This window comes from Inquilinus sp. OTU3971 (genome assembly GCF_038440215.1).
In genome coordinates this window covers 36,759-48,446 of the sequence record NZ_JASATH010000036.1, presented here as the reverse complement: position 1 = coordinate 48,446, position 11,688 = coordinate 36,759, and the positions used below count along the sequence as shown (strand labels likewise).

Annotated in this window: 14 protein-coding genes and 1 tRNA gene; 9 read left to right on the top strand and 6 right to left on the bottom strand. The window is 70.0% G+C overall.

Going from position 1 to position 11,688, the window contains the following annotated elements:
- The 5 genes from AAHM41_RS11955 to AAHM41_RS11935 form a co-directional block, all read left to right on the top strand.
- The coding region (locus tag AAHM41_RS11955; RefSeq protein ID WP_342236762.1) for a methyltransferase domain-containing protein at positions 1-553 on the top strand (553 nt) is incomplete at its 5' end.
- A gap of 185 nt (positions 554-738) precedes the next feature.
- Entirely contained in the window at positions 739-915 is a 177-nt protein-coding gene (locus tag AAHM41_RS11950) for a hypothetical protein (protein ID WP_342236761.1), read from the top strand.
- Between the two features lie 51 nt (positions 916-966).
- The gene (locus AAHM41_RS11945; protein ID WP_342236760.1) at positions 967-1,479 is read left to right on the top strand and encodes a DUF1643 domain-containing protein; all 513 of its coding nucleotides are present in this window, start codon (positions 967-969) and stop codon (positions 1,477-1,479) included.
- 113 nt (positions 1,480-1,592) lie between these two features.
- Positions 1,593-2,039, top strand: coding sequence for a hypothetical protein (locus AAHM41_RS11940; protein ID WP_342236759.1), 447 nt, complete (start codon positions 1,593-1,595; stop codon positions 2,037-2,039).
- Positions 2,040-2,110: 71 nt separating this feature from the next.
- Entirely contained in the window at positions 2,111-2,422 is a 312-nt protein-coding gene (locus AAHM41_RS11935; RefSeq protein ID WP_342236758.1) for a hypothetical protein, read from the top strand.
- 81 nt (positions 2,423-2,503) lie between these two features.
- Here the strand turns inward: AAHM41_RS11935 and AAHM41_RS11930 are convergent.
- From AAHM41_RS11930 to AAHM41_RS11905, 6 genes are all read right to left on the bottom strand, one after another.
- Positions 2,504-2,579 (bottom strand) — tRNA-Lys (locus AAHM41_RS11930).
- A gap of 68 nt (positions 2,580-2,647) precedes the next feature.
- Entirely contained in the window at positions 2,648-4,507 is a 1,860-nt protein-coding gene (mrdA, locus tag AAHM41_RS11925; RefSeq protein ID WP_342236757.1) for a penicillin-binding protein 2, read from the bottom strand.
- 3 nt (positions 4,508-4,510) lie between these two features.
- Positions 4,511-5,029 carry a rod shape-determining protein MreD gene (gene mreD / locus AAHM41_RS11920; protein WP_342236756.1) on the bottom strand — a complete coding sequence of 173 codons (519 nt, stop codon included), beginning with the start codon at positions 5,027-5,029 and terminating at the stop codon, positions 4,511-4,513.
- On the bottom strand, positions 5,026-5,895 hold the full coding sequence (gene mreC, locus AAHM41_RS11915; RefSeq protein WP_342236755.1) for a rod shape-determining protein MreC: 870 nt from the start codon (positions 5,893-5,895) through the stop codon (positions 5,026-5,028). Before mreC ends, mreD begins: the two co-directional genes overlap by 4 nt.
- 91 nt (positions 5,896-5,986) lie before the next feature.
- Positions 5,987-7,024, bottom strand: coding sequence for a rod shape-determining protein (locus tag AAHM41_RS11910; protein ID WP_342236754.1), 1,038 nt, complete (start codon positions 7,022-7,024; stop codon positions 5,987-5,989).
- A 148-nt stretch (positions 7,025-7,172) separates the two neighbouring features.
- Complete coding sequence (locus tag AAHM41_RS11905) at positions 7,173-8,771, bottom strand: hypothetical protein (protein ID WP_342236753.1); 1,599 nt, start codon at positions 8,769-8,771, stop codon at positions 7,173-7,175.
- 184 nt (positions 8,772-8,955) lie between these two features.
- Here AAHM41_RS11905 and AAHM41_RS11900 point away from each other — a divergent pair, with 184 nt between their 5' ends.
- Genes AAHM41_RS11900 through AAHM41_RS11885 form a run of 4 tightly spaced genes read left to right on the top strand, consistent with a single transcriptional unit; the run spans position 8,956 to position 11,624 of the window.
- Positions 8,956-9,519, top strand: a complete 564-nt coding sequence (locus tag AAHM41_RS11900; protein WP_342236752.1) for a sigma-70 family RNA polymerase sigma factor — start codon at positions 8,956-8,958, stop codon at positions 9,517-9,519.
- A gap of 5 nt (positions 9,520-9,524) precedes the next feature.
- Positions 9,525-10,280, top strand: coding sequence for an anti-sigma factor family protein (locus AAHM41_RS11895; protein WP_342236751.1), 756 nt, complete (start codon positions 9,525-9,527; stop codon positions 10,278-10,280).
- A gap of 29 nt (positions 10,281-10,309) precedes the next feature.
- A complete protein-coding gene (locus tag AAHM41_RS11890) occupies positions 10,310-11,023 on the top strand; it encodes a Bax inhibitor-1/YccA family protein (RefSeq protein WP_342236750.1) in 714 nt (237 codons plus the stop codon).
- A 4-nt stretch (positions 11,024-11,027) separates the two neighbouring features.
- Positions 11,028-11,624, top strand: a complete 597-nt coding sequence (locus tag AAHM41_RS11885; protein WP_342236749.1) for a DUF2076 domain-containing protein — start codon at positions 11,028-11,030, stop codon at positions 11,622-11,624.
- The last annotated feature ends 64 nt before the right edge of the window (positions 11,625-11,688 follow it).

The following is an 11,688-nucleotide window of genomic DNA, read 5'->3' as shown; positions in this document are numbered from 1 at the left end:
GCGCCCCCGCCCCACTAGCGGGGGGGCGAAGCAGCGGGCGACCCTGATCGACCGCTGGTCGCGGGAGGATGTCGGCAAGCTGGAATCCTGGGCCGAGCGGGCGCAGGCCGCCGCCGCGCATGCCCGCCCCGGCATGCGGGTGCTGGACATCGGCTGCGGCGCCATGGCGCTGGAGGGGATGCTGCCGGAGGGCTGCAGCTACCTGCCGCTCGACTGCGTCCGCCGCGACGCACGCACCGTGGTTTGCGACCTGAACCGCGAGCCCTTTCCCGAGATCGAGGCCGACATGGCCTTCGCCCTGGGCATGCTGGAATACGTCTACGACGTGCCGCGCTTCCTGCGCCGCCTGCGGGCTGCGGTGCCCCGGGCCCTGCTGAGCTACCATCCGCTGGACCGCAACATCGGCCGCGACCGCTGGTCGCTCGGCTGGGTCAACGCCCTGAATTCGGCGGAGCTCGCGGCCCTGCTGCGCCATGCCGGCTTCAAGGGCGTCCAGGTGATTCCCTACAAGCCCAAGCTGCTGTTCTACCTGGTCGAACGCGACCCGGCCTAGGAAGGCCGGCGTAATCCTCGGACTCGACTCCAGCGCCGTTCTCGTTTAGAACAAAACACGAACAGACATCTCAGCGAGACCCCCTGATGGCCGCGAGACCCGCCGCGACGATGCCCATGGATTCGCTGTGCCGAATCCACCCGCGAATCCCTGCCCGCCCCGACATCCGAGGAGTTGTCCGCCCGATGCGTCCGATCCGGGACATCCGATCCCAGGCCGATCTCGAGAAGGCCGTACGGCGCTGCGAGTTGCGCTGGCGCGCCCTGGAGCGGGGGCTGCGCGAGGACGAGATCGCGGCGCTGCTGTCGCTCGGCCTCGACCGGGCGGAGGCGCAACTGCGCGCCCTCGGCCCGCATGATTAGACGCCGCCCGATGGCTGGGCTAAGAACGGCCGATCCCGACCGGAGACCGGCATGGCCCAGCCCGACCTGTTCACCGACCGCGGCGCCGTGTTCAGCGACTGCGGCCGCTATCGCACCCTGCTGTGGCGGCGCTGGGACCCGTCGGTGCGGCCGGCCAATTTCCTGCTGCTGAACCCGTCCACCGCCGACGAGGTCAAGAACGACCCGACGGTCGAGCGCTGCGAGCGCCGGGCCCGGGCGATGGGCTATGGCGGGCTGATCGTCACCAACGCCTTCGCCCTGCGCTCGACCGACCCCAAGGCGCTTTACGCCGAGGCCGACCCGGTCGGCCCCGGCAATCCGGAGGCGATCGTCGAGGCCGCCCGCGCTGCGGCGCTGGTGGTCTGCGGCTGGGGCCGGCATTGCGACGCCGTGCGCCCCGGCTGGGGCCGGGCGCTGCTGCGGATGCTGGCCGAGGCCGGGACGGTGCCGCACGCCCTGGCCATCACCTCCGACGGCTCGCCCAAGCACCCGCTCTATGTCGGCTATGCCGTGCAACCGGCACCGGTGCCCGCCGCCGTCTGAAACCGTCCGGCGCAGCCCCCTCGCCACTGCCGATGCGGCGCTTTAAGATCGGCCCGATCCGGGGGTCCCGTCGGACCTGACCGCCGCCCCTCCCGGATCGCGCGAGGGGATGCATGCTCCAGGCCACCAGGGACCGACGCCCGCTGTCCAGCCGCGACCCGGACAGCCAGCGCATGCCCGGCCTGGCGGTCGCCCTGCATGCTCTCGGAATCCTCCTGTTCGTCGCCGGCCTCTTGATCGGCGCCGTCCTGGCCTATCGGCTGTTCGGCACCGCCACCTTGCTCGGCCAGGTCTCCGCCCTGATCCCGGACCGGCCGACCGACATGCTGGGGGCGCCGGACGCCCGCATCGCCGCCCTCGCCGACATGATCGGCGACGGGCCGGGCTTGAGCCGGCAGCTCCGGGCCGAGGCCTGGACCATGGGCGCCGGCGCCGCGGTCTCGGGGCTGGTGCTGTGGCTGCTCTGCGCCGGCCTGGCCTCGGCGCTGGCCCGGCTGCAGCGGATCGAGGCGGCGCTGCAGCTCGGCCGCGCCGCGCGCCAGGAATTCACGAAGGAATAACGCATTCTGTCCTATCCCCGCATCGAACCGGGCGTCGCCCTCAAAAAGCACCGGATTCCGAGGTGGAGCATATGACCGGAGGCCAGCGCCGCGAGCCGCCCGCCGATACCGCCGAATGGGCCGCCCGCTACCTGGAACGGCTGGACCAGCCCTTCGACGACTGGGAGGCCGACTTCTTCCGCCGCGGCTGCAGCTTCCTGTCGCGCCGGATGGCCGCCGGCGCCGCCTCCAGCTGGCGCTCCCTGACCCTGCCGCCGGACCGCCGCGCCGAAATCTATTCCGGCCCCCTCGCCGCCCGGCCGCTGACGGTCGAGGAAACCGCCCGCTTCCGCGGCATGCTGCAGCGGATCACGCGGGAGGGAAGCCGGGACGATATCGCCTGAACGGGAGAGCCGAAGTCGCGACCGGTCACGCGCAAAAAGAAAGGCCCGTCAAAGCGGGCCCTGCTCTTTCGTCTCGCGAACTGGTGGGCGCACTAGGGCTCGAACCTAGGACCCGCTGATTAAGAGTCAGCTGCTCTACCAACTGAGCTATGCGCCCGTTCGCTCGGGACGGCCGGTGATATAGCCGCCGTCCGGACCGGTTGCAACCCTTTCTTCACGAAAGCCTCAACCTTTGTCGCCGCCGTCTCCCGGCGCGGCCGACAGCAGGCGCCGGCCGGACTCGCGCTGCTGGCATTCCAAGAGGATGTCGCGGGCGATCGGCGCCGCGTATTCGCTGCCGCCGCCGCCATGCTCGACGATCACCGAGCAGGCGTAGCGCGGCGCGCCGACCGGGGCGTAGGCGACGAACCAGGCGTGGTGGCGCTGGTTCCACGGCCAGTTGGCCGGGTCCACCCCGGCGGCGCGTTCGGCCATGCTGATGCGGCGGACCTGGCTGGTGCCGCTCTTGCCGCCCATCTCCATGCCCTTCTGCTTGATCTGCGACCTCTTGCCGGTGCCGCGGGTCATCACCGCGGCCGTGCCTTCCATCACCGTGTCGATATGGCTCTTGGCGACGCCGATCGACGGGACGTCCGGCGTCTCCGGCATCGCCTCGTCGCCGACCGCCATGACCAGGCGCGGCACCACCGCCCTGCCCCCGTTCACCAGCCGCGCGGTCATGGTGGCCATCTGCAGCGGCGTCGCCAGCACATAGCCCTGGCCGATGCCGGCGATCAGCGATTCGCCGAGCTGCCAGGAGGTGCCCATCGCACCCTCCTTCCAGGCCTTGGTCGGCATCAGCCCCGGCCGCTCGTTCGGCAGATCGACGCCCAGCCTCTGGCCGATGCCGAATTTGTTCGCGCCCTCCGCCAGCCGGTCGATGCCGAGCCGCCGCGCCATCTCGTAGAAATAGACGTCGCAGGACTGGGCCAGCGCGTCGACCGCGTTCACGCTGCCATGGCCGCCGCGCTTCCAGCAGTGGAAGCGGTGGTCGCCGAGATTGACGTAGCCGGGGCAGAAGACGCGCTGGTCCGGCGTGACCACCCCGGCCTCCAGCGCCGTCGCCGCCACCGCGATCTTGAAGGTCGACCCCGGCGGGTACTGGCCGTTGATCACCTTGTTGTTGAGGATGCCGTAGGGGTCCTGGACAAGGCGGCGCCAATCGGCCGTGCTGATGCCGTTCGGGAACAGGTTGGCGTCATAGGACGGGTGCGAGGCCATGGCCAGCACGTCGCCATTGTGCACGTCCATGATCACCGCGGCGGCGCTGAACTCGGTCTTCAGCCGCTCCATGACGTAGCGCTGCAGCTCGAAATCGATGGTCAGCCGCACCTCCTGGCCCGGCTTGCCCTCCTCCCGGTTCAGCTCGCGGATCACCCGGCCGACGGCGTTGACCTCGACCTGGCTCGACCCGGCGACGCCGCGCAGGCCGGTCTCGTATTGCCGCTCGACGCCCGACTTGCCGATGCGGAAGCCCGGCAGGCTCAGCACCGGCTCGCCGGTCAGGTCGGCCTCGGCCACGGCGCCGACATAGCCGATGATGTGGGCCATCTCGGTGCCGAAGGGGTAGCGCCGGGATTCGCCGACCTCGATCGACAGGCCCGGCAGCTCCGGCCCGTTGACGTCGATCCAGGAGACCTGCTCCCAGCTCAGATTCTCCTTCACCGTCACCGGCACGAAGGCGCGGCGGCGCTTGACGTCGCGGACGATGCGGGCCAGGTCGGCGTCGGTCAGCGGCACGCCCTGCCCCAGCCGGCCGAGCACGCCCTGGATGTCCTTCGCCTCCTCCGCCACCAGCACGACCCGGAAGTTCTGGTCGTTGACCGCGAGCTGGGTGCCGAAGCGGTCCGTGATCAGGCCGCGCGACGGGGCCAGGAGCCGCATGTTGATGCGGTTCGATTCGGCCAGGACCTTGTAGCGGTCGCTCTCCTCGACCTGGAGGTAGTACAGCCGCCCGCCCAGCACGCCGAGCAGGCCGAGCTTCAGCCCGCCGAGGGCGAAGGCGCGGCGGGTGAAGCCGCGGGAGCGGTCGGTGTCGCGCTCCACGGCCTAGTCCGCCGCCCGCAGGAAGCCGCGATGCACCTGGATGAACAGCCAGGCCAGCGGCGGGAAGATGGCGATGGTCAGGACCAGCCGGATCAGCAGCGGCCGCGGCGGCACCACCGCGACGTCGTAGAGGCTGACGCCGATCCATTCGACCAGGGTGACGGCGGCGGCCAGCACAGCGTAGCCGAGCCACAGCACCGCGAAGGGCCGGCCGGCCAGGAAGCGGCGCTGGCGCAGCAGCACCCACTGGCACAGCAGCAGAATCGCGGCGTGCAGCCCGATCGGCGAATCGGTCAGCGCGTCATGCAGCAGCCCGACCAGGAAGATCAGCCACATCGGCATCAGATCGGGCCGGTGCACGCCCCAGTAATAGACCGAGGCCAGCGGCAGCAGCGGCGCGATCGCGCTGTAATAGGGCAGCTGCGTCGGCGTCACCCCGACCAGCACCAGGATCAGCGTCACGGCCCCCGGGGCGGCGTGACGGGCGGCGAGGTCGAGCTTGTGCAGCAGGTCCCCGGTCATTGCGCGAAGCCGGGCACCGGCTGCATCGCCATCCCGGGATCGAGCCCGCGGAAATCGACGACCTTGACGTAGGGGATGGCCTCCAGCGGCTCGATCGGCTGGATGCGGACGGCGCTGTCCTGGGCAGCGGCGACGATGCCGACCGGCAGGCCGGCCGGGAACATGCCGCCATTGCCCGAGGTGACGATGCGGTCGCCGACCCGGATCGAGGCGTCCGGCGGCAGGTACAGGAGCCGCGGCCGGTCGGTGTTGTCGCCGCCGATGATGGCGCGCTGCTGGGTGCGCTCCACCACCACCGGGATGCGGGCATTGAGGTCGGTGATCAGCAGCACCCGGGCGGAATGGTCGCCGGTCTGCACGATCCGGCCGATCAGGCCGCGGCCGCCGAGCACGGCCTGGCCATCGCGGATGCCGTTGGCGGAGCCGAGATTGATCGTCAAGCTGCGCACGAAGGCGCCGCCATTGTCGGCGACCACCCGGGCGGTCAGGAAAGAATGGGCCGAATCCGGCGTGTAGTTCAACAGGTTGCGCAGGGTCAGGTTCTCGGCCTCGAGCCGGAACGTGACGTCCTGATACTGCCGCAGCGTCGCCACCTCCTGCCGCAGCCGGGCGTTCTCGCCGCGGATGTCGGACAGGCTCTGGATCTCCGTCACCACCCGGGCGACGCTGGCGGCCGGGCGCGACATGGCGTCGAGGATCGGCGCCACGGCGTCGACCACGCGGACGCGGACGCCATCGAGCAGCACGGCGTCGATCTTGCCGACCATGAGCAGGCTGATCGCGGCGAACAGCAGCAGGCCGAAGGAGAATCGATGCGCCACGGCCCTGATCGCCGCGATGCGAACCCCCGGTCTGCTCCGCTGCATCACCCGCATGTCCCGTCCGCCGAAGACCGGATTCCTGAAAGGCAGAGTACTACCGTTTCATCGATTTCCCCAGTATGCACCGGGGCACCGATCAGTACATGTTGATCAGCACGTGCTTGAGGGTCTTCATCTCTTCCAGCGCCCGGCCGGTGCCCAGCGCGACGCAGGACAGCGGATCGTCGGCGATCGACACCGGCAGGCCGGTGGCGTGCCGCAGCACCAGGTCGAGATTGCCCAGCAGCGAGCCGCCGCCGGTCAGGACGATGCCCTTGTCGACGATGTCGGCCGCCAGCTCCGGCGCGGTGTGCTCGAGCGCCACCTTCACCGCCTCGACGATCTGGCTGACCGGCTCGGACAGGCTCTCGGCGATCTGCCGCTCGGAAATCACCAGCTCCTTGGGAACGCCGTTCAGCAGGTCGCGGCCCTTGATCTCCATGTACCGGCCCTCGCCATCCTCCGGCGGGGCGGCGGAGCCGATCTCCTTCTTGATCCGCTCGGACGAGCCCTCGCCGATCAGCAGGTTATGGTTGCGCCGGATATAGGCGATGATCGCCTCGTCCATCTTGTCGCCGCCGACGCGGACCGAGCGGGAATAGACGATGCCGCCGAGCGACAGCACCGCGACCTCGGTGGTGCCGCCGCCGATGTCGACCACCATGCTGCCGGTCGGCTCGGTCACCGGCAGGCCGGCGCCGATCGCCGCCGCCATCGGCTCCTCGATCAGATAGACCCGGCGGGCGCCGGCGCTCTCGGCCGATTCCTGGATGGCGCGGCGCTCGACCGCGGTCGAGCCGGAAGGCACGCAGACGATCACCTCCGGCGCCGCGAAGCTGCGCCGGTTGTGCACCTTGCGGATGAAATGCTTGATCATCTCCTCCGCCACCTCGAAATCGGCGATGACGCCGTCGCGGAGGGGGCGGATGGCGGTGATGTTGCCCGGGGTGCGGCCCAGCATCTGCTTGGCCTCGTCGCCGACCGCCAGGACCTGCTTCTTGCCTCGGATATTGGCGATCGCCACCACCGACGGCTCGTTCAGGACGATGCCACGGCCCTTGACGTAGACCAGCGTGTTCGCCGTGCCCAGGTCGATGGCCATGTCAGCCGAGAGGAAACCGAAGAAATTGAACATGCGGCCGTGATGTCCTGTCAGCCGGGCTCGGCTGGGCGGGTCCAGAGCGAGGGGCGGGAGCGGCGGGCCGATCCCGCCGCCGGGTTGCTTTAGACCAGCCCGGTCCGAGTCTCAAGCGGAGAGTAGGGCCGAATCAGGACGCCCTGGATCACATGCCGCGTTCGGCCATCGACCCGCTGACGCCGACATCTCTCGGCGCCGCGCACTGCCCCGGCCGGCGGTACAGGCAGATCTCGCTGGGGCAGCTCTCCAGCCGGTAGCCGGTGTTCGGCGGCATCTGCTGCGGCCTTGCCATCACATAGTTGAAGGATGGAGCCGACCGCCACAACCGCCGCGTGTCGTCACCGAACCAGAACACCGGCACGTCGCGGTGCAGGGTGGTGTAGCCCGGCAGGTCCCACCACGGCGTCAGCAGGCCCACGCCGCACAGCGTCTCGCGCTCATGCAGCGCCGTAGCGGTGGCGATGCCGGGGGCGACGCGGCTCCATTCTGGCCCCCAGCGGTCGCTGGCCGACAGCAGGCCCGAGGCCAGCACCCAGGCGGCGCAGAGCACGGCCAGGGGAATCCAGCGCGGCCCGCGCGCCCAACGCTCGGCCGGCCAGCGCTCGGCCGCCAGCCCCGCCAGGCGCCGGGCGAGCCGCTCGGTGCCCAGTGCGGCGAGGATCAGGAAGAAGGGCAGCGCCGGCAGGACGAAGCGGTATTCCTTGTGGGCGACCAGGCTGTGCGACAGCACGATCGCCAGCGGCACCGCCACCAGCATCGGCTGGCCGCGCGCGCCGAGCACGATCAGCGCCGCCATCGGCGCCAGCCACCACGACCAGACCCGGACGTATTCCTCGAAGTAGAAGCCCAGCGGCATGACGCCGAAGCTGTGGCTCTTCTCCTCGACGATGTTGATCCAGAAGTTCTTCAGCACCGACTGGAACGGCCAGCCCAGCGTCGCCCAGTCGAGCAGCCCGTTGCACAGCACCACCGGGACCAGCCCGGCCAGCAGCATCGGCCGCAGCCGGCCACGCCAGTCGCCCCGGCTGGCGACCACGGCCGCGGTCAGGATCGCCGGCAGCAGATGGAAGCGGAAGACGAAGACCAGGCCGAACAGCACCCCTGCCCAGATCAGCCGCCGGCGATCGGCCGTCTCCGCGGTCCAGGCCAGCCAGCAGGCGATCAGCAGCAGGCTGGTGGCGATCGATTCGGTCAGCGCCGTCGGCGCGTAATAGACCAGCTCGAACCAGATGGTGCCGATGAAGGCGGCGGTCAGCCCCGCCGTCAGCCCGGCGGCGCGCCGGGCCCAGAGGAAGGCGACCACCGGGATGCTCAGCGACAGCGCCGACCACAGCGCCTTCGACACGTCGAGATAGGAGGACGGGTCGTCGCTGACCCAGGACACCGCCTTCATCAACCCGGCCAGCATCCCCGGCAGCAGCCAGGAGCGGATGCCCTCGCGATACTCCCACGGCACCATGCCCTGGCCGAAGGCCAGCCGATGCGCCTGCTCGTAATACTGGAACAGCTCGTCGGCGTGGTGGATGCGCGGGAACGCCAAGGCGAGGACGAAGCGGAGCAGCAGCCCGAGGGTCAGCAGCCCGGCCAGTCCGACCAGCCAGCCCGGCCAGCCGTCGAGGACGCCGGGCCGGGACGGGTACGGCAGGGCGACCGAGGCTGCTGCGGCGCCGACCGGACGACCCGGATAGCGATCGGACACGGGCGGGTCGACCGATCGGCGTTGCTCCACAGTGTCGTCGGTCATGTCGCTCCGAATCTCGGCCGGATTATCGAGTGTTGCTGCCTATAACACCCGCAATCCGGTTTTCGTCTGAAAAAACCTCGGAAAAAGCATCATATCCAGCGGATCTTGTTCGGAGTTTGTCCGCACCCTCGGGAATGAAAATGCGGCGCGGGATGAAAATCGCCGGCGGCTGCGTATATGGGTCATGAAACGTCGCAAGGATGATTTCGACGTCATCGCCGAGCTGCCCGGGCTGAAGCGCTACGCCCTGGTCCTGACCCGCGATGCCGCCGAGGCCGAGGACCTGCTGCAGGACACCCTGCTCAAGGCCTATGAGGGGCGGCGTGGCTGGCAGCCGGACCGGGCCCTGCGCCCGTGGCTGTTCGCGATCATGCACAACGCCCATGCCTCGCGGCTGCGCGGCCGCCGCGCCGAGGACGCCCGCATCGCCCAGGCGACCCAGTTCGCCCCGGACTCCGGCGCGCCGAGCCAGGATGCCCGGGTCCAGCTGGCCCAGGTGCAGCGGGCCATGCTGACCCTGCCGGAGGAGCAGCGCGAGGCGCTGCTGCTCGTGGCGGTCGAGGAGTTCCGCTACCAGGAGGCCGCGACCATCCTCGGCATCCCGCTCGGCACGCTGATGTCGCGCCTGGGCCGGGCCCGGGCGGCTTTGCGCGAGACCGTCGGCAGCGGCGTCGGCGACGCGGCCGGCAGCCGTGGAACAGACGAAGCCGGCGGACCGACCCCGCCGCGGCTGCGGCTGGTGGAGTGACGCTCATGACCCGGACCATTCCCACCGAAGCCGAGATCCAGGCCTATATCGACGGCGAGCTCGACCTGCCCCGCCGGATCGAGATCGAGGCCTGTCTCGAGGCCAACCCTGCCCTCGCCGCCCAGGTGATGGCCGATCTGCGCCTGCGCGACGCGCTGCGCCTGGCCTTCGCCGAAGATGCCGGCATCCGCGTCGCCAGCTACGAGAACGCCCGGCTGCTCGGCCGTGCCGTGCGCTGGCGCCGGCTGACGATCCGCCTGCGCCAGGTGGCCGCGGTGGTGCTGCTGGTCGGCATCGGCTGGGGCGCCCAGTCGATCCTGGGCGTGACCCGGATCGACAGCGCCTCGGCGAATATCCCGGCCTATGCCGACGAGGCCGGCGACGCCTATCGCACCGTGCTGTACCGCCATCTGGTCGACCCGGCCGAGCCCAAGGGCGGCGTCAAGCCGGAGGATCTGGCCAAGGCGCCGATCACCCTGCCCGACCTGCCGAAGGGCTGGTCGATCCGGTCGATCGAGGTGGTGCCCTGGGACGGCGGCTCCGGCTTCGAGGCGACGATCGACACCGACCGGTTCGGGCTGGTGACGCTGTTCGCCGCCGCCACCGACGGCTTCGACGTGCAGCAGCCGCAGGCGCAGCGGGCGAAGGACGTCACCGTCGCCTACTGGCAGGTCGGCCCGTCGGTCTACGCGCTCTGCGCCGAGGCGAAGGCCGACGATCTGCTGGCCGCCGCCAACGGCCTCGCCGACACCCTGTACTGACGAATGATCCTCAAGGAGTGAACGACCCCATGAATACGCCGCAATATCAATGGCAGACGACGGCGCGCCCGACGGCCGCCGAGCTGGATGTCGGCCTGCGCCAGCACATGCTGCGCGTCTTCAACTACATGGGCCTCGGCCTGGTGATGACCGGCCTGGTGGCCTTCCTGGTCGCCAGCACGCCGGCGCTCTACATCCCGATCTTCACCACCCCGCTGAAATGGGTGGTGATGCTGGCGCCGCTGGCTTTCGTGTTCTTCTTCTCGTTCCGCATCCACGCCATCTCCTCCTCCACGGCGCAGATGGTGTTCTGGCTGTTCTGCGGCACGATGGGCCTGTCGATGGCGTCGATCTTCCTGGTGTTCACCGGGACGAGCATCGCCCGCACCTTCATGATCACCGCGGTCATGTTCGGCGCGATGAGCCTGTACGGTTACACCACCAAGGCAGACCTCTCGCGCTTCGGCTCGTTCCTGATGATGGGCCTGATCGGCATCATCATCGCCAGCATCGTCAACATCTTCCTCGGCTCGACCGCGCTGCAGTTCATCGTCTCGGTCGCCGGCGTGCTGATCTTCACCGGCCTGACCGCCTGGGACACCCAGCGGATCAAAGAGGAATACGCCGAGCACTACGACAGCGAGAGCCTGAACAAGCTCGCAGTGATGGGTGCGCTGTCGCTGTACCTGAACTTCATCAACATCTTCCAGTTGCTGCTGAACCTCACCGGCGAGCGGGAGTAAGGGCGTGTACGACACCGAGAAGCAGGCCATCGACGAGTTGTTCGTCAAGCTGGCGCGGGCCGAGCGTGACGGCGGCCCGCGCGACGCCGGCGCCGAGGAGCTGATCCGGCGCCGCCTCGCCGAGCAGCCGGCCGCAGCCTACTACATGGCCCAGGTCATCCTGGTGCAGGAGCAGGCGCTAGCGGCCGCCCAGGCCCAGATCAACGAGCTGGAGCGGCGCGCCGCCCAGCCGGCGGCCGGCGGCTTCCTGGCCGGGCTGTTCGGCGGCGGCCAGCAGCAGCGGCCGCAACCCGGCGCCTCGCCCTGGGGCCGGCAGCAGGCCCAGCCCGGCTATGGCGCGCAGCCCGGCTATGGTGCCCAGCGGGCCGGCTACGGCGCCCAGCAGGGCTACGGCCGGCCCGGCGGCGGTGGCGGCTTCATGGCGGGCGCCATGCAGACCGCCATGGGCGTGGCCGGCGGCGTGGTTCTCGGCAACCTGCTGATGGACGCCTTCACGCCCGACATCGCCCAGGCGGCTGGGGACGTCGGCCAGGCGGCCGAGGATGCCGCCGGCGACCTGGCGTCCGACGCCGGGTTCGATATGGGCGGCGAGGAACTCTGAGAGTAGTATGGGGGCCGGAGGCGGTCGTGCCTCCGGCCCTCCCCTTTTTGTCGTGAGCCGATCG

Coding starts and splice junctions, on each gene's coding strand:
- AAHM41_RS11900 (WP_342236752.1), top strand. CDS start 8,956: ATGAAACGTCGCAAGGATGATTTCGACGTCATCGCCGAGCTGCCCGGG.
- AAHM41_RS11945 (WP_342236760.1), top strand. CDS start 967: ATGGCCCAGCCCGACCTGTTCACCGACCGCGGCGCCGTGTTCAGCGAC.
- AAHM41_RS11910 (WP_342236754.1), bottom strand. CDS start 7,024: ATGTTCAATTTCTTCGGTTTCCTCTCGGCTGACATGGCCATCGACCTG.
- mreD (WP_342236756.1), bottom strand. CDS start 5,029: ATGACCGGGGACCTGCTGCACAAGCTCGACCTCGCCGCCCGTCACGCC.
- AAHM41_RS11940 (WP_342236759.1), top strand. CDS start 1,593: ATGCTCCAGGCCACCAGGGACCGACGCCCGCTGTCCAGCCGCGACCCG.
- AAHM41_RS11890 (WP_342236750.1), top strand. CDS start 10,310: ATGAATACGCCGCAATATCAATGGCAGACGACGGCGCGCCCGACGGCC.
- mreC (WP_342236755.1), bottom strand. CDS start 5,895: ATGCAGCGGAGCAGACCGGGGGTTCGCATCGCGGCGATCAGGGCCGTG.
- AAHM41_RS11895 (WP_342236751.1), top strand. CDS start 9,525: ATGACCCGGACCATTCCCACCGAAGCCGAGATCCAGGCCTATATCGAC.
- AAHM41_RS11905 (WP_342236753.1), bottom strand. CDS start 8,771: ATGACCGACGACACTGTGGAGCAACGCCGATCGGTCGACCCGCCCGTG.
- AAHM41_RS11950 (WP_342236761.1), top strand. CDS start 739: ATGCGTCCGATCCGGGACATCCGATCCCAGGCCGATCTCGAGAAGGCC.
- AAHM41_RS11935 (WP_342236758.1), top strand. CDS start 2,111: ATGACCGGAGGCCAGCGCCGCGAGCCGCCCGCCGATACCGCCGAATGG.